The following is a 21,090-nucleotide window of genomic DNA, read 5'->3' as shown; positions in this document are numbered from 1 at the left end:
ATCCGGGCGGGTTGGTCAGTGGAGGTTAGCGGACTCGAACCGCTGACATCCTGCTTGCAAAGCAGGCGCTCTACCAACTGAGCTAAACCCCCAAACACGAATGGGCCATCCTGGACTTGAACCAGGGACCTCACCCTTATCAGGGGTGCGCTCTAACCACCTGAGCTAATGGCCCAGGGATTCCCTTGCGGGGTGACCTAGACAAAGTTTAGGAACTGAAAAGACATCCACGACAGCTCGTTGGTTCCCCCATCGCTGGAGCAACCTCTGGCTTCGTCTCTGTCGGTTGAGGTACCGATTAACCATCGAGATGACAGGATCATGGCCTAGCTATAATTAAGCCAGACATCACGATCAGTTATTGTCTCCCTGTTAGGAGGTGATCCAGCCGCACCTTCCGGTACGGCTACCTTGTTACGACTTCACCCCAGTCATCAGCCCCACCTTCGGCGTCCTCCTCCCTTGCGGGTTGGAGTAACGACTTCGGGCATGGCCAACTTCCATGGTGTGACGGGCGGTGTGTACAAGGCCCGGGAACGTATTCACCGCAGTATGCTGACCTGCGATTACTAGCGATTCCTCCTTCACGTAGGCGAGTTGCAGCCTACGATCTGAACTGAGCCACGGTTTATGGGATTTGCTAGCTCTCGCGAGTTTGCTGCCCTTTGTCCGTAGCATTGTAGTACGTGTGTAGCCCAGGATGTAAGGGGCATGATGACTTGACGTCATCCACACCTTCCTCCGGTTTATCACCGGCGGTCTCTCTAGAGTGCCCAACTGAATGCTGGCAACTAAAGACGTGGGTTGCGCTCGTTGCGGGACTTAACCCAACATCTCACGACACGAGCTGACGACAGCCATGCACCACCTGTCACTGCGTTCCCGAAGGCACTCCCAAGTTTCCAAGGGATTCGCAGGATGTCAAACCCTGGTAAGGTTCTTCGCGTTGCATCGAATTAAACCACATACTCCACCGCTTGTGCGGGCCCCCGTCAATTCCTTTGAGTTTCACACTTGCGTGCGTACTCCCCAGGCGGAACACTTAACGCGTTGGCTACGACACCGAGAGGGTTAATTCTCCCGACACCTAGTGTTCATCGTTTACGGCCAGGACTACAGGGGTATCTAATCCCTTTCGCTCCCCTGGCTTTCGTCCATGAGCGTCAGTTATGGCCCAGCAGAGCGCCTTCGCCACTGGTGTTCTTCCCGATATCTACGCATTTCACCGCTACACCGGGAATTCCCTCTGCCCCTACCACACTCTAGCCTTGTAGTTTCCATTGCTGAAATGGAGTTGAGCTCCACGCTTTAACAACAGACTTTCAAGGCCGCCTGCGGACGCTTTACGCCCAATAATTCCGGATAACGCTTGCCACTCCCGTATTACCGCGGCTGCTGGCACGGAATTAGCCGTGGCTTATTCCTCAAGTACCGTCATGTCTTCTTCCTTGAGAAAAGAGGTTTACAGCCCAGAGGCCTTCGTCCCTCACGCGGCGTTGCTCCGTCAGGCTTGCGCCCATTGCGGAAAATTCCCCACTGCTGCCTCCCGTAGGAGTCTGGGCCGTGTCTCAGTCCCAGTGTGGCTGATCATCCTCTCAGACCAGCTACTGATCGATGCCTTGGTGAGCCATTACCTCACCAACTAGCTAATCAGACGCGGGCTCATCCTCAGGCGAAATTCGTTTCACCTCTCGGCATATGGGGTATTAGCGGCCGTTTCCGGCCGTTATCCCCCTCCTGAGGGCAGATTCCCACGCGTTACTCACCCGTCCGCCACTAGCCCGAAGGCTCGTTCGACTTGCATGTGTTAAGCACGCCGCCAGCGTTCATCCTGAGCCAGGATCAAACTCTCCGTTGTAGTCATCATTCCTGTAAATTCCAATTAACCTCATTCTCGCTTTCGCTTGAATTTCGCTAATTTTCCTCGCAAATGATGCCGCCATTACCCAATTCCCTGACTCTCGTCAGTCATCAGTTAAGGCCTCCTTCTAGCCAGAAGGGTTCGAGAGTGCATCACACCACAGACCAACCTCAGCCACAGCTTCCCTCACAGACAACCTTTCGCGCTCTTTCCTCACCAGGGTCTCCCCTGACAATCGAGTCTCGATCACTCATCCATCGGGCCGCCGCAACGTCTTTCAGCTGCTCGTGCAACGACTTTCCAAATCACTCAGATCCGGTCGCACCGTCTTCTGCCTGAACATTCATTGACAGGCTCACCCGTGAAAGTGATCCTCTCAAAATTCAAGCAAAATCCTGATGCTTGTTTCTTTTGACGGGACCTCACACCTTTGCTGCTATCTCGTCAGACTCCTCAGCTCGGCATCCAAGCCATGCCTCCCTTGCAGGAGCTCATCGCTCAATCCCTCGCTTCAGAACCCGACGCAGCAAAAGCGTCAGTTCCTAAACTTTTTAGTTGTCCAGGTGCTCCTCCTTCAGCCTCTCGGCCTCCGGTGGCTCGCGGTGGTCTCCCGACCGCTTTGGAAACTTACAACACCGGCGGTCGGCTCTCGCCTCCCTCTGGTTCGTAAGCCCTGCAGCGCTCGCCTCTCGGCTCACGCGCAGTCCAAAAACATACCACACCTTTGGCCGCTGCTGCGTGAACAGGTGCAGAGCACTGGGCAAAGCCGCCCAGATCGCCCGTCCTGTCTATGGTTTCGCTGGAACCGGTTCCGTTCAAGAGGAGTCCAGGCTTGGCGACACATTTCAGCCAGGAGCGGCTTCGCGTCCGTCCCAGCTCTCGAGAAGACGCCGTAGTGGCGAGCGCCCGCGAAAAATTCGAGCGCACTCTGGTGTCAGCGCAGGGCTCGCTGGTGGGCTCGGTGGCGGCTCTAGCGCATCCCCGCAGCCACGACTCCCTCAATTACGGCGAAGTGTTTCTGCGCGACAACGTGCCGGTGATGATCCATCTGCTACTTGAGCGTCGCTTTGACATTGTTCGTCACTTTCTGAGCGTCTGCCTTGACCTGCAGAGCAGCACCTACCAGACCCGGGGCGTCTTCCCCACCAGCTTCATCGAGGAGAACGGCCAGCTGATGGCCGACTACGGCCAACGCTCGATCGGACGGATCACCTCGGTGGACGCCAGCCTGTGGTGGCCGATCCTCTGCTGGTACTACGTCAAGCGCAGCCAGGACTGGGAGTTCGGAGCCAGCCAGAAGGTGCAGCGGGGAGTGCAGCTGCTGCTGGATCTGGTGATGCACCCCACCTTCGAGGGCACACCGGTGCTGTTCGTTCCGGACTGCTCCTTCATGATCGACCGTCCGATGGACGTGTGGGGAGCCCCCCTGGAGGTGGAGGTCCTCCTGTTCGGCTGCCTGCGCAGCTGCGGACATCTGATGGAGATCGCCCGACGTGACCGCAGCAGCCGCCTGCTGGAGCAGCGGCTCGAGCTGACCCGACAGTGGATCCACGATCTCCGGTCGTTCCTGCTCAAGAACTACTGGGTCACCAGCAAGACGATGCAGGTGCTGCGACGCCGCCCCACCGAGCAATACGGCGAACACCAGCACGAGAACGAGTTCAATGTGCAACCCCAGGTGATCCCCGACTGGCTCCAGGACTGGCTGGAGAATCGCGGTGGCTACCTGATCGGCAACATCCGCACGGGACGTCCGGATTTCCGCTTCTACAGCCTGGGCAATTCCCTGGCCTGCCTGTTCGGACTGCTCACCGCACCGCAGCAGCGGGGCCTGTTCCGCTTGGTCCTGCACAACCGCAGCCACCTGATGGCACAGATGCCGATGCGGATCTGTCATCCCCCGATGGAAGCGGCCGAGTGGATGAACAAGACCGGATCCGATCCCAAGAACTGGCCGTGGAGCTACCACAACGGAGGCCACTGGCCAAGCCTGCTCTGGTATTTCGGTGGGGCCGTCCTTCAGCATGAGCTAAACCACCCGCGTGCGGATGCGTTGCTGATGGGGCAGGTCAGGGCCATGCTCGAGGAGTGCTACTGGTCGCAGCTCAACCAGTTGCCGCGCCAGCAGTGGGCGGAATACTTCGATGGACCCACCGGCACCTGGGTGGGGCAGCAATCCCGCACGTACCAGACCTGGACCATCGTCGGCTTTCTGTTGCTGCACCACCTGCTGCGGGTCAATCCCGCCGATGTGTCCGTGCTCTCGATCGACGGACCACCATGAAAAAAGCCGCCGTGATCAACGGCGGCTGGAATGGACAGACCGAGGGGTCCCGATCAGAGTGGTCGGCGAACGGCCGGCCCGATTCAGAACAGGCCCAGGGTGAGTGACTTGTCGATCGGAAGGGCGGCACCGATGCCCAGGTAGATGGTGAACACGGTTCCGAACAGGAAGGCGGCCATGGCCACAGGCCTGCGGAAGGGGTTCTGGAACTTGTTGAAGCTCTCGATGAAGGGGATGAGCATCAGACCAAGGGGAACCATCGTCTGCAGAGCAATGCCCAGAAGCTTGTTGGGGACGACCCGCAGGATCTGGAAGACAGGATACAGGTACCACTCCGGCAGAATCTCCAGAGGTGTGGCGAAGGGATCAGCCTTGTCGCCGAGCATGGCTGGATCGAGTACTGCCAGGCCCACCACCAAGGCGATGGTTCCCAGGATCACCACCGGAAAGATGTAGAGGAGATCGTTGGGCCAGGCGGGCTCTCCGTAATAGTTGTGACCCATGCCCTTGGCCAGCTTGGCCCGCAGGCTGGGATCACTGAGATCAGGTTTCTTGAGAATGTGCATCGAAGGCACCGGGTGGATGAAGAGTGGGGGAAGAAGCTGAATCAGTCCGCTCGCAACTGACGCTCCGATCACAAAGGACCGGAGATGCCCTGCTTGCGGATCATCAGGAAGTGCATGAGCATGAACACGGCCAGCAGCCATGGCATCACGAAAGTGTGCAGGCTGTAGAAGCGGGTGAGTGTGGCCTGACCGACGCTCTCACCACCACGGAGCAGCTCGACCATGAAATCGCCGACCACAGGGACTGCTGCTGGGACACCCGAGACGATCTTGACGGCCCAGTAACCGACCTGATCCCAGGGGAGGGAGTAACCGGTGACGCCAAAGGAGACGGTGATCACGGCCATCACCACACCAGTGACCCAGGTGAGCTCGCGGGGACGCTTGAAACCACCGGTGAGGTACACACGGAAGACGTGAAGAATCAGCATCAGCACCATCATGCTGGCGCTCCAGCGGTGCACCGAACGGATCAGCCAGCCGAAGCTGACGTCGGTCATCAGGTACTGAACCGAGGAATAGGCCTCGGCCACCGTGGGCTTGTAGTAAAAAGTCATCGCGAATCCAGTGGCGAACTGGATCAGGAAGCACACCAGCGTGATGCCACCAAGGCAATAGAAGATATTGACGTGGGGCGGAACGTACTTGGAGGAGATGTCGTCCGCAATCGCCTGGAGTTCCAGGCGCTCCTCGAACCAGTCGAAAACAGGAGACGACTTGGCGGCGGGAGACGAGTTCGCCATGCAGTGCTGGGTTGGGGTTGCGAGAGTCTACCGATACCCGCGCTTCGGCCGTGATTGCCCTCCCGTCTCCAGATCACCAGCGATGAGCCGGATCAAGCCCCTCTCCAGCCCGCTGATTCCAGGGCGCGGACGAGCCATGGCGCTGGCCCTGCTGCTCTGCGTGGGGCTGTGGCTGCACCCCGGCCCGGCCCTGGCCCTCAACGATGCCCAGCAACTGGTGGTGGAGGCCTGGCGGCTGGTGAACCAGAGCTATGTCGACCCCACACGATTTGAAACCGTGCACTGGCGGCGCCTGCGCCAGAAGGCCCTGGAACAGCCGATCGAAACCAGCGCCGAGGCCTACGACGCCATTGCCGCCATGCTTGAGCCGATCGGCGATCCTTACACCAGGGTGCTGCGCCCTGCCGACTACAAGGCGCTGCGGGCCACCACGGAGGGGAGTGTCAGCGGCGTCGGCCTGCAGCTCAGCCTGGGGGAGGACGGGCAGGGGATCGTGGTGATCGCTCCGCTGGATGGGTCACCGGCCGCCGAGGCCGGCATCAGCCCGGGCAGCGAAGTGCTGGAAGTGGAGGGCGAGTCGTGCCGCCGTCTTGGACTGGAGGCCACGGCCGCGCGTCTGCGGGGTCCATCCGGCAGCAGCGTGCAGATGCTGATCCGGCCTCCCACCCCCCAGGCCGAACCCAGGCAGGTCCTGCTGAAGCGGGAGCGGGTGGACCTCCAACCCGTGCGCTCCAGGCTGCTCGAGCGTGGGGGGCAGCGCCTGGGACTGCTCCGCATCACCCAGTTCAGCGAGCCGGTTCCCGCTGGCGTGCGTGAGGTTCTCGAGGGCTTCGGCCAGCAGGGCGTGGAGGGGCTGATTCTCGATCTGCGCAACAACTCGGGCGGTCTCGTCGAGGCAGGCGTGGCGGTGGCCAATGCCTTCCTCGCCGCCCAGCCGATCGTGGAGACCATGAACCGCGAGGGTCTGAGTGAGCGGCTTCAGGCGGCGGCAGGACAGCTCTACAGCGGGCCGATGGTCACCCTGGTGAATGGGGGCACCGCCAGCGCCAGTGAAATCCTGGCGGGAGCCCTCCAGGACAACGGGCGCTCTCCGCTGCTGGGCAGCCGCACCTTCGGCAAGGGACTGATCCAGACACTGATCAACCTGGGGGACGGCAGCGGCCTGGCCGTGACCGTGGCCCGCTACGTGACCCCCAGCGGTCGTGACATCCAGGACCAGGGCATCGCCCCCGACCGACTGCTGCCCGAGCCGGAGCCCCCCAATCCCGGCGGGGCCGATGACCACTGGCTGGAGCTCGCCGCCGAGCAGCTGCTGCAGGAGCTCCCTACGGCATGAGCCTGCGCACGTATCACGACCCCCTGCACGGGGCGATCCGGCTGGAACGCAGCCAGCCGGCCGAAGGTCTGGCGATGGAGCTGATCGACACGGCCCCCTTCCAGCGCCTGCGCCGGATCCGCCAGCTGGGCCCGGCGTTTCTCACGTTCCATGGCGCCGAGTCGAGCCGCTTCACCCATTCCCTTGGGGTGCTGCATCTGGCCAGGCTCGCCCTGGAGCAGCTGCAGCGCCAGGCTCCTCAGCTGCTCCAGGATCAGGGGGTGCTGTACGCGGCGGCCCTGCTTCACGACGTGGGGCACGCTCCGCTCAGCCACTCCGGCGAAGAGATGTATGGGCTGCGCCATGAAACCTGGTCGGCCCGGCTGGTGCGGGAGCACCCGGCCCTGCGCGAAGCTCTCGAGCGCCATGCCCCAGGCAGTGCCGATGCCGTGGCCGACCTGCTGGAGCACGGCCAGCACCGCCAGCCGGCGCTGGCCTCCCTGGTGAGCGGCCAGCTCGACTGCGACCGGCTCGACTACCTGCTCCGGGACAGCCACAGCACGGGCACCCGCTATGGCCAGCTGGACCTGGAGCGCATCCTGGGAGCCCTGACCGTGGCGCCGGACGGGAGCCTGGCGCTGCATCCGAAGGGGCTGATGGCGGTGGAGCACTACCTGGTGGTGCGCAGCCTGATGTACCGCAGCCTCTACAACCACCGGCTGAATGTGGTCTGCAACTGGTTGCTGACCCAGACGATCCAGCTGGCCCGCCGCCTGGGTCCCGAAGGGGGCGTGGACGCCGATGCGGTGATGGCGGTGTGGCTGTGGCGCCCGGAGAGCCTCGATCTGGAGACCTACCTGGCCAACGACGACCTACGCACGGGGTACCACCTGATCCGCTGGCGGGAGGCGGGGCCAGCCGATCTGCGGGAGCTCTGCGCACGCCTGCTGGACCGGCGCCTGCTCCGGGCCAGTGACGTCAGCCACCTGGAGGCCGGTGATCGGCTGGAGTTGCTGGCCCTGGCCCAGAGGCTCAGCGAGGCCGCAGGGCTGAAGCCCAGCCTGTGCTGTGCGCTGCAACAGCGTCAGAATCGGGGCTATGACCCGTACAAAGGTGGGCTGCGCCTCTGGGATGGGGAATCGCTGGCGGCCCTGGAGGAGCGTTCCCCCCTGGTGGCCAGCCTGGTGAAGCCGGTGGAGCTGGCCTGGTTGATCCATCCTCCCGAGGTGGGTGAACCCTTGCTGGAGCGCAGCCGTGACTTAGGCCGCCACCGCCGCGGCGCTGCCTAAGTTGAGCTCATCCGCGTGCGGCGATGGCTGCCGAGTTCGTGCCCGCCGCCCGCAGCGGCCTCCCCCACCAGTTGCTCCTGCCGGCTCCTGGTCCTGAGGCGGCCACCCTGCAGGTGCAGCTCCAGCAGGGCCTCAATGACGTGATCTGCAGCGGAGGGGTGTTGCTCCAGAGCGGCGACTGGCAGCTCACGGTGGCCGACCTGCGCCGCCTTGAGCATCAGCTGGCCGCCCGCCGGCTCGAGCTGCTGGGTGTGGAAGGCCGCCAGGCCCTCACCCTGGCGGCCGCGGCTGCCATCGGGCTCAGCACGCGCCTGCAGCAGAGCAGCGAGCCGGGGCCCGGCCTGGACTCCCGCAGCAGCCAGGATCTGGTGATACAGCGGGGCACCCTGCGCTCCGGCGACCATTTCCAGGTGGAGGGCACGGCCCTGGTGCTCGGGGATGTCAACCCCGGCGCCAGGGTCAGCGCCGGCGGGCACGTCTTCGTATGGGGCCGGCTGAGGGGTGTGGCCCATGCCGGCTGCCACGGTGACCCCAACGCCAGGATCGTGGCCCTGCATCTGCGGCCTCTGCAGCTGCGCATCGCCGAGGTGATCGCCAGGGGACCGGAGGATTCACCTCCTCTGGGCTTCTGCGAACAGGCCCGCCTGGTGGAGGGGGTGATCCGCATCGACCCCGCCGAGCCGAGCTGGCCCCCCTTCAGCGGTTGATCACCCCGACCCCCCCCAGCAACCCGGCCACAGCCATGAACCACAGCGGCGACAGGCGGGTGCGCAGCATCAGCACGCACACCGCGATCGACACCGCATAGGCCGGCAGACCATGGTTGGAGGTCTGGAGGATCTTCACCCCCACCGCGAACAGGATCCCCAGGGTGATCGGCCCCATCCCCCGCTCGAAAGCGAGGCGCCAGGGGGAATCCCGCAGCCGGTTCCAGCTCAGACAGGCCACCACCATCAGCAGGGTCGAGGGCAGCAGCACCGCCAGCTCAGCGGCGTAGGCACTGAACAGGCCCCAGAAGGGCCCCTCGCGCCAGGCGGCGCCCATCCCGAGCAGACCGACGATCATCGAACTGGGGCCCGGAGCCGCTTCCGCCAGCGCATAGAGATCCGCGAACTGCGCGGAGGTGAGCCAGCAGTACTGATCAACGCTGAGATGGTGGTACTCCGCCAGCAGGGTGTTGCCTCCCCCCAGCGAAAACAGTGACAGGGAGAGGAAGGTGCCGATCACCTCGAGCAACTGACTCCAGTCCCCCAGAGACAGCGGCATGCAGGCCGCCATCACGGCGGTGCCTCACCGGCCGTGGTGCCTGGCCGCGGCCAGTACCAGGCCATGGCCACTGGACCCGCCACCAGCACCAGGGGAATCAGGCGCACTTGAGCCACGGCCAGAGCCACGAAGGTGGCGGCCGCCAGGCCCAGGGCGACCGGATCGCGCCAGTAGCTGCCCAGAATCTTGAATCCCATCGAAAGGGCCATCCCCGCGGCCGCCGCGACCACCCCGGCCAGCACCCGATCCACCGCCGGGATCTGGTGCACCTGGAAATAGATCAGCCCCAGCAGCATCAACAGGCTGAAGGGGATCAGCAGGATGCCGCAGAGAGCGGCCATCGCCCCACTCAACCCCTTGAAATGGGCACCGATGTACACGGCCATGTTGATCTGATTGGGTCCGGGAAAGAGACGGGCCACCGTCAGGCCGGTGAGGAACTCCTCATCACTCAGCCAGCGTCGCTGCTCCACGACGATGCGCTGGCTCCAGGCCGAGAGGCCACCACCGAAGGATGAGAGGGCCACCTGGGCCATGCCGATCAGCAGCTCCCGGTGGTTGGGCGGTGGGGCGAGGGGGGTCATTCGTGGACGAAATGGGGGTCGGGAGGCAGTTCGCCGGTCTCGTGCTGACTGGGATCGAGGGGATCCGGAGCGCGATATTTCCTGGCCAGATCCCAGTCGTGCTGAAAGGCGGTCTTCAGGCGCTCCACCACCTGGGGGGCATCGGTCTCGATGCCCAGCTCCCGCCGGAGGTCGAAAGCACTGCGGTCGATGTTCATCGAACCAATGAGCGCGGAGACCCCATCCACCAGGATCAGCTTGGCGTGAAGCTTGAGATGCTTCTGCCGACGCACCTTCGCCCCGAAACGCTCCATCAAGCGCAGGGAGGAGAAGGTGTCGTAGATGTCCCAGTCGCTGATGCCGTGCTTGCCGCCACAGAGCACACGCACCTTCACGCCCCGCTCACGGGCGGAAATGATCCGATCAAGAATCACCGCGTCCACGAACTTGGGATGCTGGATCCAGAGCGTGCGCTCAGCGGAGTCCAGCAGGCGCGCCATCTGGCCGCGACTGTGAAAGCTGCTCCAGACCAGGCCCACGCCCAGATCCGGCTCGAAGAACGAGCGGTGCCAATCGGCCTCGAAGCCGGCGCGCACCTGTTCCACCACCGGAACTGAGGCGCTGAGGACCGCGTAATCACGGGTCTCCCTGAAGTATTTGTCGGAAAAGTTGAAGGTGGCGATCAGGGCCAGACAGTTGTCCACCACCATCGATTTCTCGTGGGTGACCGGGAAGCAGTCGCTCGTCCATGAGACGTCCAGGCCTGAAGACTGCAGCCTGGCGAAGGTCTGATCGTTCCAGCGGTCACCTCCGGAGGTGTGGGGGTTGAGCATCACCCGCACCGCCACGCCTCGGGCATGGGCCCGCAGCAGCGCCTGCTGCAGATCCTCCGACTCCAGCTTGAACAGCTTGAGACAGAGCTCCTCACGGGCCTGATCGATCAGATCGACCACCGCCTCGACGCCGTCCTCAGGCATCACCAACAGCCGTTGCTGGAAGCCGGGCTGCTCGACCATGGGCCAACTGGGGATGGGGGCCATAATCTGAGGCATGTCTGGCAAACCCGTGACAAGCGCACAGAACCGCACGATTCTGATCTGTTCAGGCAAAGGTGGTGTCGGCAAGACCACCCTGACGGCCAATCTGGGCATCGCCCTGGCCAAGCAGGGAGCACGCACCGCTGTCCTCGATGCCGATTTCGGCCTGCGCAACCTGGATCTGTTGCTGGGGCTCGAGAACCGGATCGTCTACACCGCCCAGGAGGTGCTCTCCGGAAGCTGCCGCCTCGAGCAGGCCCTGGTGAAGCACAAACAGGAGCCCAACCTCTCGCTGCTGCCGGCCGGCAACCCACGCATGCTCGAGTGGCTCACACCCGAAGACATGAAAAAGATCACCGGTCTGCTGGCCGAGCAGTTCGACTACGTGCTGATCGATTGCCCGGCAGGGATCGAAGACGGTTTCAAGAACGCCGCCGCCGCCTGCCGTGAAGCCCTGGTGGTGACCACCCCGGAGGTGTCGGCGGTGCGTGACGCCGATCGGGTGATCGGTCTGCTGCAGACCCGCGAGATCCAGCCGATCCAGCTGGTGCTCAACCGGGTGCGCCCCAGGATGATGGCCAACCAGGAGATGCTCTCGGTGAGCGATGTCACCGACATCCTGGCCCTGCCCCTGCTGGGCCTGGTCCTGGAGGACGACCAGGTGATCGTCTCCACCAACCGGGGTGAACCCCTCACCCTCAACGGCAGCCGTTCACCGGCAGGCCAGGCCTACACCAACGTGGCCCGCCGCCTGCGCGGTGAAGAGGTCCCTCTGTCTGACCCCAGCAAGGAAGGCCAGGGCCTGCGCGCCAAGCTGGGCCGCCTGATGCACACCAAAATCTTCTGAGCCGCGATGACCTTGCGCGATTTCATCGACAAGCTGCTCGGTCGTCAGCCCGCCAGTGCGGGCATGGCCCGCGAAAGGCTCCAGCTGGTGCTGGCCCACGACCGCAGCGATCTCAATCCCGAATTGCTCGAGCAGATGCGGCGGGAAATTCTCGAGGTGGTCTCGCGCTACGTCGAGATCGATCTCGAGGAAGGGGACGTGAGCCTGGAAACCGAGGACCGTGTCACCGCTCTGGTGGCCAATCTGCCGATCCGGCGCGCACGTCCGGTTCCCCTGCCGGCCGGCGGCGACAAAGCAGCGTCCACCGCCTGATCTCCTAAGTCCGGTCCGGAGTGCGGGACTCTCCAGACCTGGGAACCCTGAATGGACTCCGTTCGAGGACCAGGACAGGCACCCATGACCCATGGCGACCCGATGAACACCCCCAGCCCGGCCGAATGCCGTGTCCTGGATGGACTCTGCCGTGGCCTCAGCAACAAGGCGATCGCCGCCGAACTGGTGCTGAGCCCGCGCACGGTCGAGAGCCACATCTCTAGCCTGCTGGCCAAGACGGGACGGCGCAATCGCTGCCAGCTGCTCCTCTGGGCACAGCTCGAGCGATACAATCACGACGATGCCGGCTTAGCTCAGTGGTAGAGCAGCGCTTTTGTAAAGCGAAGGTCATCGGTTCAAATCCGTTAGCCGGCTTCATTCCTTTGACATTGTTTTTTTAAGTTCGGGCTGATCCTCCATGACTCAGACTCCTGAGATGATCCCGGCGCTGAGCCAGCCGATCGACTGTCAGATTCATCATCCAGGCGAAGGTTTTCCCTGATCGACACGCTCAGGGCATGGGCGCAGCGTCAGCCTTCAGCGGGCCTGGAGGCTGATGGGTGATGGGTGATGGTCGAAGAGTGAAGGAGCACTAAGCGACCTCGTAATACACCAGTGAGTTGAAACCATTGGTTGGTTCAACCTGCTGAAAGACAGGAAGAGTATCCTTCGCATATGCAGGAGTTTCCAGCCGGGCATTCCCCGGATTCTCAACGATGTCTTGGGTCAGCCTGGCCTCCACGGCCCAGCTGTCTCCGCCGTCGACACTCTCGCTGACCTCCAGGAATTGCTCTCCCCCAGCATTGACCTCATAAGCGATGTGAATACTCCCGTCATCCAGGATGCTGATCTGCATATAACTGCCGCTTCGATAGGACGTAATCTCAACAGGATCATCCCAAGTGTCAGTTGCGTTGTCATACCGCAAGTAGACGACTCGCTGCTCACCATTATTGGTGGCGACATGAATATTTCCCTCCTCATCAGTCACCGAACTGAAGTGGGTTCCGTTGGGATCCTTCTGTGTATCCCCTTTCACTAAAATCCGCTCGGATTCAAGCTTAGCTCCAGTGGCCCCATCTTCTGAGTAATCAATCCAATTAAGAGTATTTCCGTTCGTATACAGCAGACCCACGCCATCATCTGTCGCAATGATATCGCCGGACATTCGTCCATCACCCTTCGTATTCTCGACCCCCTGATCGACAATGGTCCATGTCGACCCTTGATCCTCGCTGTAGCTGACTCTCAAGCTGGCCTGGCCAGTAGCCCGGTCTGTTGCTGTACAGGCCACCACGATGGTGCCATCTTCTGTAACCGTAATGGAAGGCCTCTCTAGCCTGAGCGAGGAAGGACTCGAATAGACAGACGTGGAGTCAACCGTCCAGGAAACATCATCTTCGGAATAACTCAGAATAGAGAGAGCCACTCCACCATTACCCGTCGTGTATACCTCATAAAGCTTGCCATCGACGATCAGCCCATCAGCACGGGAGGATCCGCTGGAATTCTCCAGCGTGGCAGTCTCCTCCCATGTCAGCCCACTGTCATCACTTGAATACAGTGACAAATGGCCATTCGTGTTGGCCATTACATGAACAGCCCCATCGTCGGTCACCCAGGAATGATCCTGAAATCGCGAGGAGATCATTCCCTCGTTGCCGTTCGTGATGGTAGTGGGGATACCCGTGACGACATCAACGGAATCGGAAAGCGACGAGGCCTCCAATGGAGCTCCTGCTCGTTCACCCAGATCCATCGAAGTGGCAAGAAGACCCTGGGCCGCCGGAGGCAGATCCAGATCAAGCCACTCAACCAGTGGCAGCGCCAACTCAGCGGCCACATCAAGATTGTAGAAACTCAGCCCACTGCCGACTCCGAGCGACTCGAAGGAAGTCAGCTCAAGCAGAAAATCCTCAGCCACGCCACCAATGCAAATACCATGAATCAAAGACTAACCACAAACAGGTGAGTCATACCGTTTGAAATCATTGTTCATATCTCAGGTTACAGAACTCTGTCATTCACAGGGTCATAAGGCCGACCATCCTGATTCGGGCCAGGGAACAGGATCAAGGAGCGGCGTCCCAGCAAGTGGTGTAACTCAGGAGGATCAGCCCCGGCGTAGCCGGGGCTGACGGCTCACCTCCCTCAGATTTCAGCTGTGGCAATGGGTGGGCCGGTCTGTGACCCTGTTCGGAGAACTACCACCAAACCGAACACAGACCATGACCCTCACCCATAGTGGCGCCTCCGAGCTGAGCCAGCTCATGGAGGGCACCACCGCTGGCGCCCTGATCCCAGAGATCGTGCGCCGGGGTTTCCAGGACCTGCTGGAAGCCGAGGTTTCTGCCCTCACGGGCGCTCAACTCCATGAGCGCTGCCCCGATCAGCGCTCCACCCATCGCAACGGCTACCGGGAGCGGCTGCTCACCACCCAGGTGGGCGACCTCAGCCTGGCCATTCCCAGGTTGCGGCAGGGCAGCTTCTTTCCCAGCTGGCTGGAGCCACGCCGCCGGGTGGACAAGGCGCTCTACGCCGTGGTGATGGAGGCCTACACCGGCGGGATCTCCACCCGCAAGGTCGACGCCCTGGTGGAGGCGCTGGGCGGGGCCAGCGGCATCTCCAAATCGGAGGTGAGCCGCATCTGCCAGGGGCTCGATGAGCAGGTGAAAGCCTTTCTGGGCCGGCCGCTTGACCATGCCCGCTTTCCCTACGTCTACCTCGACGCCACCTACCTCCACGGCCGCCTGGGCCGAAATATGCAGGTGGTGTCGCGGGCGGTGGTGGTGGCGATCGGCATCAATGCCCTCGGCTACCGCGAAGTTCTCGGCATTGCCGTGGGCGACAGCGAGGCGGAGGGCTTCTGGCGTCAGTTCCTGGGCTCACTCAAGGAGCGTGGCCTCGACGGCACCCGCCTGGTGATCTCGGATGCCCACCTGGGCCTGACGGCAGCGATCAAGCGGATGTTCCAGGGCAGTAGCTGGCAGAGGTGCCGGGTGCACTTCCTGCGCAACCTGCTGAGCCATGTGCCCAAGGCCGGCCAGGACATGGTGGCCGCTGCCATGAAAGCGGTGTTCGTGATCCAGGCTCCAGATCAGGTGCGCGCCCACTGGCAGCGGGTCACCGAGATGCTGCGCAAGCAGTTCCCCGGCGCCGTGCCCGTGATGGAAGCCGCCCGGGACGACGTGCTGGCCTTCCTGCACTTCCCCCAGGAGCACTGGCGCAAGGTCTGGAGCACCAACCCGCTCGAGCGCCTCAACAAGGAGATCAAACGCCGCACCAACGTGGTCGGCATCTTCCCCAATGATCCAGCGATCGTGCGCCTGGTGGGCAGCCAGCTGCTGGAGCAGCAGGAGGAATGGCAGCTGGAGCGTCGCCGCTTCTTCTCTGAGGCCACCATGGCCAAGATCCCAGAGCCAGAAGAGCCCTTGGAGCTCACCGATGCAGATCCGAACGCCCAGCCGGCTGCAACCATCAGCTGAAGCGCACCAGCTTCTACCTCGATCTACACAGAACACATCGATCGCTGAGTTGCCAATTCAGCGATCAGGGTTCATAATGGATCAATGGAGCTGCGCAATCAGCTTCCAAGCAGTCATCCCCTGACTGCTCCTGTTCACCCTCCGGAGAGGGTCACAGGACCTCCTGAGTTACACCACTCGGAGGGGCGCTACCGGATCAAGGGCAACTCGGCACGAAGAGGATCGTGCCTGTCGTGGAGCAAGCCACAGGATCACTGGGAGTATTATTCGATGCAACTCCGCCGATATCGTCACCCACCAGCGAGATCGAGCCTCGATCTTCAGGATTTGATAAACTATAAGGAGTCCCAATGATCTGACCAGCAGTGACAGTGAAGCGGGAGCCGAGACGCTCATCCGTCGTGTATTCCAGGCCCCCGGAGAAGGTGTCTCCCTGACGCACGGCCATGCAAGAGCGAAATCCAGGGAAGGCATCGACTCCTGTCAATCATAGTAGTAGCCACCAACAAATCCTCTGAGATCTCCATTCCCCCAACTCAGCAGCCTGGCGCCTGCTTCCAGATCCAGTCCCGCCAGGGCAGACTCGTAGACCTTATCGATTTGCGTAGGGGACTTCATGGTGGCCAGTAACAGATTTCTCTCGAAGTTCAGCCCATCCAGCGTTGTACCCAGGTTTGCTCTCTGACTGAAAATCAAGTTTCTTGTTTCGCCGATTGGCAGATAGCCATTGAGGCGAACGTCCCAGTTCGACCCCAGCAGCTCAACTCCGCCTCCCAACTGCGAGAACGTGGAGGCACCCGTATCACGGATGTCATATCCAGCGCAAGCGCCATAGACAATCTCTTGATCTGACGAATAGTGTCGGCAGTCAAAAACAACCTTACCTCCAAGGTTGGCATCAAGCGTGGTGAAGTTCAGGCGGGCTTCCGTGAACCCCAGAAATTGACCTGGAAGCTGAAACAAGGGGAACAGTGCCTACAGACTGCCGAACGAGCTCTCATAGCCGAGCCCAGGACCTGTGCTGAACTGCCCCATGAATCTCGGCTGAATCCTGGGCACCGCTGCAGTCCCGGCGCCGGCGGGATCAACCTGAATTGATGAAGGCTCCTGCTCAGATGACGTGGGGCCCAGCTCACACAGCCGGCTCTCCGGTCTGGCTTCAACCGGTGACAGAATCGACCAGGTCAGGAAAGGAAGGGCCCCATCCAGATCGCCAGGCTCTTGTGCATCAGAGAACGGCTAGTCACTGACTTGTCATACAAGCTTCCTTCCAGCCGGAAAACCATCACCTGCAGGCAGTTCGGCGTCCAGGAAAGGCAGACAGACAGCCACGCCCCATGGAGAAGACCCAAGTTCCGGTACGATCAGGACCTTCCAAGCATGCCTCCTGACGGAAAGGACATCCGTCAGGCCCATGAGGATCGAGCGCTCCCGGCCCGACACGATTCGTGGCAGCAGAGAACCGTTCCTCGGCCTCAGGGAAGGATCGGTCTCCGACAGGTACAGTCCGGACTCTTCACCAGCACTCGACACCACTCCTCGTGCCAACCGTCACCTCCGCATGGATCTTTCAGGGTCTGTTCCTGCTCACGGCACTAGGCGGCTTCATCGGCTTACTGTTGCGCCGCAACCTCTTTCTCAAAGTGCTCTGTCTGGATGTGATGAGCACCGGGGTGATCAGCTTCTTCGTGCTGGTGGCAGCACGGGAGGGACTACGCACACCGATTCTGGCCAGTCCCTCTGAAGCCGCCTCCTTCAGCCTTGCGTTCGCCGATCCCGTGCCTCAGGCTGTGATTTTAACCGCCATCGTGATCGGATTCTCCGTGCAGGCCCTGCTGCTGGTGGTGATCACCCAGCTCTCCCGCCGTGAGCCCATGCTTCAGACTGCTGACCTGGAAGAGGCCGCCGGCCGATGACCTCGCTGGCGATCGCCTGGTTGCTGCTGCCCTTCCTGCTCGCCTTCGCTGCCATCCTGCTGCCGCGGTTCGGCTGGGCCCTGAGCCTGGGCATGTGCAGCCTCTCCCTGCTGGCAGGGCTGGCCACCGCCTCGACCGCCCTGCCTCTGGCCCTGCTTCTGAGTGGCCGCTATGGGGTTTCGCTGCTGCTGGACAGCTTCAGTGCACCTTTCCTGCTGCTGAATGCGCTGGTCTGCGGTGCGGTGGTGCTCGAGAGCCGCAGTCGCCAGCGAACGGGATCATTCTGGCTGGTGCTGTTGGTTCTGCACGGTGGTATCAATTCCGCTCTGGTTTGTCACGATCTGATCAGCCTCTACGTGGCCCTGGAGGTGGTGGGCATCGCCTCCTTCCTGCTGATCTCCGAACCCGGCACTCTGAAAACGATCTGGATCGGGCTGCGCTATCTGCTGGTGGGCAGCACGGCCCTGCTCTTCTATCTGATCGGTGCCGCGGAGATCTTCCGGGGCAGCGGATCCTTTGCATTCGAGAGTCTCAGTGCAGCTCCGGTCGGTGCCCTGGCTCTGCTGCTGATCGGCCTGCTCACCAAGTCGGGGCTGTTCCTCTCGGGGCTCTGGCTGCCTCGGACCCATGCGGAGGCGCCCGCGGAAGTCTCGGCCCTGCTCTCGGGGGTGGTCATCACGGCGGGAGCGGCACCGCTGGTCAGGGTCAGCACCTTCTCCTCTCCGCTGGCCAGCACGGTGCTCTGGTTCGGATTGGCCAGCGCCCTGCTCGGCCTGATCTTCGCCCTTCTGGAAACGGACGTGAAGCGCCTGCTGGCCTGGAGCACGGTGTCCCAGATGGGGCTGGTGGTGCTCTCGCCGGCCACCGCCGGCCTTTTCGCCCTCGGCCACGGGGTGGCGAAAGCCAGCCTCTTCCTTGTGGCACGGCGCTTTCCCAGCCGCCGGCTGGACAGCTGGTCTCAGACTCCCCTTCCGACCGGGGTGTGGCTACCCATGCAACTGGCCAGTCTCTCCATAGCGGGCTGCCCGTTGCTGGTGGGCTATCTGGCCAAGGATCTGCTGCAGGCCCGGCTGACCGGTGGAGTGGCGCTCCTGGTGCTGGTCCTCTCGGTCGGCACAGCCGCGGTCTACGCCCGGTTATGGGAAAGTCCCCTGGCCTGGTCCACCCTCCAGGCCTCCTCCAACGCCCCTTCCGGAGGAGGAGTCACCCTGTTGATCCTGGTCCTGATGCTCTCCAACGGCCTCGGATTCCTGTCCACCGAACAGATTCCATGGGCGGTCGCCTTCTCCGCCGAAGCCCTGCTCAAGGCGATCGCCGTTCTTGGAGCCGGGTGGATCGTGCATCGTCTGCTGGCCCCCTGGAGAGCGGTTGTCGCGCTGCCCGACCTTGAAGGTTTCGATGACCTGATCGGCGGCATGGGGATCGTGGGAACAGGTCTGGTGCTTCTCCTGAGGCTGACGGCATGAGGGGAGCCCGGCGGCACTGGCAAATTTCAGCTGTCTGGATGCTCGGCACCGGCTTCCGCCTGGGCATCTGGCTGCTGCTCACCTCAGATTTCAGTCGGTTCAACCTGCTGGCCGGCCTCGCTCTCGCCCTGCTGCTGCCGCGGTCCAAGGTCAGCGTGGAGGACCCCAGCCTGCTGCTGGGCTCGCTCTGGAGGGTGCTGAGGGCTGTGCCTTCGGCCTATGGGGAGGCTCTGCTGCTGATCGTCCGGCCGCACCGCAGCGAACGGCTGGTGATCATGCCCGGCTCGGGCAGCCGCTCGGCTCTGGTCATGTTTCTCGAGGTCTTTCACATCACTCTGACTCCCCTCACCATTGCGCTCGGCAGGCTCTCCGACGGCTCCTACCTGGTCCACAGACTGGAACGGGGAGCTCCACGATGACGCTGCTGGTCTACCTGATGGTGCTCGCCCTCCTGATGCCCGTGTTCGTGGTGCTGCGTAAGCCCGATCTCTGGCACCGGCTGGCCGCCTTCGCCAGCATCTCGACCAAGGTGTCCATCCTGATGCTGGTGTTCGATGTGGTCCGCGGCGACCGGATGATCGGGGTGGTGGGAGTGATCGTGCTCAGCGTGGGCAACGCCGGGGTGATGCTGCTGGCCAACCTGCTGAGGGAACTCGACGCGTGATGACGTCCACCTTCATGACCCTGCCACTGATCCCGCTGTTGAGCGCCCTGCTGCTTGGTTCAGGGCTGCTGTTCTGGCTGCTGGGCACCTGGCCCCTCCTGGGGCGGAGCACCTACCTGGCGAAGCTGCACGCCCTCTCGGTGGCGGACACCCTCGGCTCGGCACTGATCGTGCTGGGGCTGCTGCTGCGGCAACCCCAGGAATGGACCGTGCTCAGCCTCGCCCTGATCTCACTGGTGATCTGGAACACCTTGTTCGGCTACGTGCTGGCGTTCTGCTCCCGCAGACCCGGGTCCCAGCCTTGAACGATTCTCTGGCCCTGCTGCTGCCGATCGCAGCCCTGCTCCCGCTGACAGCCGCCCTGCTGATCCTGCAGCGGAGTCCATTCCAGACCCTTGTCCTTCGCGGCATCCTCGGCGCTGTCGCCACGCTCATCTACGCCCTGCTCGGTGCGGCGGATGTGGCTCTGACGGAAGCGCTCGTGGGGACCCTGCTCTCCACCACGCTCTACGCCATAGCCCTGCGATCCTCGATGGTGTTCCGTCTCACGCTTGTGGACGGAAGCCAGCTCGACGACAGCCGCCGGGCTCTTCTGGAGCAGTGGATGCAGCAGGCCTACCTGAGACTCGAACTGGTTGAGGACGACCCCCATGGGTGGCTGAGCCCGGAAGGCCAGCTGCGGATCGAGTCCCCACGGCTGCTGGCTCAGCTCGACAGTCTCTCTGGAGCCGGGGACTGGCGGGCCACGGGGGGCGAGCTGGTGGCCCTCTCGGATGAAGGGGCAACTCCCCCTGGAAGGGGACAGCCGTGAGGATCCTCTACCTGCTGGCAGCAGTCTTTGTCTGCGGACTTCCCCTCGGCGACGGGACACGATCGGCCGCCACCTCGGGGGTGGTGCAGGCGATCGCCGAGTTCAGTGCCGTGCCCAATGTGGTGTCGGGAATCATCCTGGATGTGCGCCTCTACGACACCATCGGGGAGGTGATCGTATTCAGTCTTGCAGCGCTCGGCGTCAAGCAGCTGCTCAGCGGGGAGAGGCCGGCCCAACGCATCAGGGCCATGGACGACCCCCCCTCGATCGTGCTCTGTCAGCTCGGGGCCACGGTCAGCGCTCTTGTGGCGGTGGAGCTGGCCGTGAGGGGTCATCTCTCGCCAGGAGGTGGATTCGCCGCCGGAGTGGCGGGCGGCACCGCCATCGGCCTGCTTGTGGTCAGCGGTTCAGCGGAGCACACCGAAGCCCTCTACGCGCGCCTCCACGCCGAAACCTGGGAGAAGCTGGCGGTGATCACCTTTCTGGTCCTCGCCCTGCTGAGCCTCGAAGGACTGAGGCTGCAGCCGGGATCCTTCGGCAGCCTGGCCAGTGGTGGCTGGATCCCGCTGCTCAACGTCCTGGTGGCGATCAAGGTGGCCCTGGGGTCGTGGTCGATGCTGCAGCTGTTCGTGCGCTATCGCGGACTGCTCTGATCGCCTCCGTGC

General features: G+C 62.6%; 22 protein-coding genes, 3 tRNA genes and 1 rRNA gene. 16 read left to right on the top strand and 10 right to left on the bottom strand.

Annotated features, from left to right (window positions below; translation table 11 throughout):
• Positions 1 to 19 precede the first annotated feature (19 nt).
• From I1E95_RS11185 to I1E95_RS11175, 3 genes are all read right to left on the bottom strand, one after another.
• Positions 20 to 92: transfer RNA gene (locus I1E95_RS11185), tRNA-Ala, on the bottom strand.
• A gap of 9 nt (positions 93 to 101) precedes the next feature.
• Positions 102 to 175: transfer RNA gene (locus I1E95_RS11180), tRNA-Ile, on the bottom strand.
• A gap of 197 nt (positions 176 to 372) precedes the next feature.
• A 16S ribosomal RNA gene (locus I1E95_RS11175) occupies positions 373 to 1,858 on the bottom strand.
• A gap of 835 nt (positions 1,859 to 2,693) precedes the next feature.
• Here I1E95_RS11175 and I1E95_RS11170 point away from each other — a divergent pair.
• Positions 2,694 to 4,145, top strand: a complete 1,452-nt coding sequence (locus tag I1E95_RS11170; RefSeq protein ID WP_197162289.1) for a glycoside hydrolase 100 family protein — start codon at positions 2,694 to 2,696, stop codon at positions 4,143 to 4,145.
• 83 nt (positions 4,146 to 4,228) lie between these two features.
• On the opposite strand, the gene petD is transcribed toward I1E95_RS11170, so the two are convergent.
• Both petD and petB read right to left on the bottom strand, forming a co-directional pair.
• Positions 4,229 to 4,711, bottom strand: a complete 483-nt coding sequence (gene petD, locus I1E95_RS11165) for a cytochrome b6-f complex subunit IV (RefSeq protein WP_094555178.1) — start codon at positions 4,709 to 4,711, stop codon at positions 4,229 to 4,231.
• Positions 4,712 to 4,779: 68 nt separating this feature from the next.
• Positions 4,780 to 5,454 carry a cytochrome b6 gene (petB, locus tag I1E95_RS11160; protein WP_006173475.1) on the bottom strand — a complete coding sequence of 225 codons (675 nt, stop codon included), beginning with the start codon at positions 5,452 to 5,454 and terminating at the stop codon, positions 4,780 to 4,782.
• Positions 5,455 to 5,536: 82 nt separating this feature from the next.
• On the opposite strand from petB, the gene ctpZ reads away from it, so the two are divergent.
• The 3 genes from ctpZ to minC are packed head-to-tail and all read left to right on the top strand — an operon-like array spanning position 5,537 to position 8,765.
• The gene (gene ctpZ, locus I1E95_RS11155) at positions 5,537 to 6,790 is read left to right on the top strand and encodes a carboxyl-terminal processing protease CtpZ (RefSeq protein WP_370594542.1); all 1,254 of its coding nucleotides are present in this window, start codon (positions 5,537 to 5,539) and stop codon (positions 6,788 to 6,790) included.
• Positions 6,787 to 8,058: an HD domain-containing protein gene (locus I1E95_RS11150; RefSeq protein WP_197162287.1), complete on the top strand. Its 1,272-nt coding sequence runs from the start codon at positions 6,787 to 6,789 to the stop codon at positions 8,056 to 8,058. Before ctpZ ends, I1E95_RS11150 begins: the two co-directional genes overlap by 4 nt.
• A 23-nt stretch (positions 8,059 to 8,081) precedes the next feature.
• A complete protein-coding gene (gene minC / locus I1E95_RS11145; protein WP_197162285.1) occupies positions 8,082 to 8,765 on the top strand; it encodes a septum site-determining protein MinC in 684 nt (227 codons plus the stop codon).
• Here the strand turns inward: minC and I1E95_RS11140 are convergent.
• From I1E95_RS11140 to I1E95_RS11130, 3 genes are read right to left on the bottom strand one after another with little or no spacing between them, the layout of a single operon-like run.
• Positions 8,755 to 9,324, bottom strand: coding sequence for a chromate transporter (locus I1E95_RS11140; RefSeq protein WP_231594584.1), 570 nt, complete (start codon positions 9,322 to 9,324; stop codon positions 8,755 to 8,757). The two genes, minC and I1E95_RS11140, sit on opposite strands and share 11 nt — an antisense overlap.
• 11 nt (positions 9,325 to 9,335) lie before the next feature.
• The gene (locus I1E95_RS11135; protein WP_231594583.1) at positions 9,336 to 9,908 is read right to left on the bottom strand and encodes a chromate transporter; all 573 of its coding nucleotides are present in this window, start codon (positions 9,906 to 9,908) and stop codon (positions 9,336 to 9,338) included.
• Positions 9,905 to 10,903, bottom strand: coding sequence for a phosphatidylserine/phosphatidylglycerophosphate/cardiolipin synthase family protein (locus tag I1E95_RS11130; RefSeq protein ID WP_197162273.1), 999 nt, complete (start codon positions 10,901 to 10,903; stop codon positions 9,905 to 9,907). Before I1E95_RS11130 ends, I1E95_RS11135 begins: the two co-directional genes overlap by 4 nt.
• Positions 10,904 to 10,937: 34 nt before the next feature.
• On the opposite strand from I1E95_RS11130, the gene minD reads away from it, so the two are divergent.
• From minD to I1E95_RS11110, 4 genes are all read left to right on the top strand, one after another.
• Positions 10,938 to 11,771: a septum site-determining protein MinD gene (gene minD, locus I1E95_RS11125; RefSeq protein WP_197162271.1), complete on the top strand. Its 834-nt coding sequence runs from the start codon at positions 10,938 to 10,940 to the stop codon at positions 11,769 to 11,771.
• A gap of 6 nt (positions 11,772 to 11,777) precedes the next feature.
• Positions 11,778 to 12,083, top strand: coding sequence for a cell division topological specificity factor MinE (gene minE / locus I1E95_RS11120; RefSeq protein ID WP_197162269.1), 306 nt, complete (start codon positions 11,778 to 11,780; stop codon positions 12,081 to 12,083).
• Between the two features lie 84 nt (positions 12,084 to 12,167).
• A complete protein-coding gene (locus tag I1E95_RS11115; RefSeq protein ID WP_197162262.1) occupies positions 12,168 to 12,407 on the top strand; it encodes a response regulator transcription factor in 240 nt (79 codons plus the stop codon).
• Positions 12,387 to 12,458 (top strand) — tRNA-Thr (locus I1E95_RS11110). The genes I1E95_RS11115 and I1E95_RS11110 overlap by 21 nt, the downstream gene beginning before the upstream one ends.
• A 217-nt stretch (positions 12,459 to 12,675) precedes the next feature.
• Here the strand turns inward: I1E95_RS11110 and I1E95_RS11105 are convergent.
• Positions 12,676 to 14,007, bottom strand: coding sequence for a sialidase family protein (locus I1E95_RS11105; protein WP_197162260.1), 1,332 nt, complete (start codon positions 14,005 to 14,007; stop codon positions 12,676 to 12,678).
• A gap of 304 nt (positions 14,008 to 14,311) precedes the next feature.
• Between I1E95_RS11105 and I1E95_RS11100 the strand changes: the two genes are divergently transcribed.
• Complete coding sequence (locus I1E95_RS11100; RefSeq protein ID WP_197161565.1) at positions 14,312 to 15,568, top strand: IS256 family transposase; 1,257 nt, start codon at positions 14,312 to 14,314, stop codon at positions 15,566 to 15,568.
• Between the two features lie 483 nt (positions 15,569 to 16,051).
• Here the strand turns inward: I1E95_RS11100 and I1E95_RS11095 are convergent, their stop codons facing one another.
• Entirely contained in the window at positions 16,052 to 16,531 is a 480-nt protein-coding gene (locus tag I1E95_RS11095; protein ID WP_197162258.1) for a hypothetical protein, read from the bottom strand.
• A 578-nt stretch (positions 16,532 to 17,109) separates the two neighbouring features.
• Here I1E95_RS11095 and I1E95_RS11090 point away from each other — a divergent pair.
• From I1E95_RS11090 to I1E95_RS11060, 7 genes are read left to right on the top strand one after another with little or no spacing between them, the layout of a single operon-like run.
• Positions 17,110 to 17,484 (top strand): cation:proton antiporter subunit C, encoded by a 375-nt coding sequence (locus tag I1E95_RS11090; RefSeq protein WP_231594582.1) that lies wholly within the window; start codon positions 17,110 to 17,112, stop codon positions 17,482 to 17,484.
• Positions 17,481 to 18,950 (top strand): proton-conducting transporter membrane subunit, encoded by a 1,470-nt coding sequence (locus I1E95_RS11085; RefSeq protein WP_197162256.1) that lies wholly within the window; start codon positions 17,481 to 17,483, stop codon positions 18,948 to 18,950. The genes I1E95_RS11090 and I1E95_RS11085 overlap by 4 nt, the downstream gene beginning before the upstream one ends.
• A 38-nt stretch (positions 18,951 to 18,988) precedes the next feature.
• On the top strand, positions 18,989 to 19,369 hold the full coding sequence (locus tag I1E95_RS11080; protein ID WP_231594580.1) for a Na+/H+ antiporter subunit E: 381 nt from the start codon (positions 18,989 to 18,991) through the stop codon (positions 19,367 to 19,369).
• Positions 19,366 to 19,614, top strand: coding sequence for a hypothetical protein (locus I1E95_RS11075; protein WP_197162253.1), 249 nt, complete (start codon positions 19,366 to 19,368; stop codon positions 19,612 to 19,614). Before I1E95_RS11080 ends, I1E95_RS11075 begins: the two co-directional genes overlap by 4 nt.
• Positions 19,614 to 19,919 carry a monovalent cation/H(+) antiporter subunit G gene (locus I1E95_RS11070; RefSeq protein WP_231594578.1) on the top strand — a complete coding sequence of 102 codons (306 nt, stop codon included), beginning with the start codon at positions 19,614 to 19,616 and terminating at the stop codon, positions 19,917 to 19,919. Before I1E95_RS11075 ends, I1E95_RS11070 begins: the two co-directional genes overlap by 1 nt.
• On the top strand, positions 19,916 to 20,425 hold the full coding sequence (locus I1E95_RS11065) for a hydrogenase subunit MbhD domain-containing protein (RefSeq protein ID WP_231594577.1): 510 nt from the start codon (positions 19,916 to 19,918) through the stop codon (positions 20,423 to 20,425). Before I1E95_RS11070 ends, I1E95_RS11065 begins: the two co-directional genes overlap by 4 nt.
• On the top strand, positions 20,422 to 21,078 hold the full coding sequence (locus tag I1E95_RS11060) for a Na(+)/H(+) antiporter subunit B (protein ID WP_197162251.1): 657 nt from the start codon (positions 20,422 to 20,424) through the stop codon (positions 21,076 to 21,078). Before I1E95_RS11065 ends, I1E95_RS11060 begins: the two co-directional genes overlap by 4 nt.
• The last annotated feature ends 12 nt before the right edge of the window (positions 21,079 to 21,090 follow it).

Source organism: Synechococcus sp. CBW1107 (assembly GCF_015841355.1).
Classification (GTDB): domain Bacteria; phylum Cyanobacteriota; class Cyanobacteriia; order PCC-6307; family Cyanobiaceae; genus Regnicoccus_A.
The sequence above is the reverse complement of the archived record's forward strand: the minus strand, read 5'-3'. Positions and strand labels throughout refer to the sequence as shown.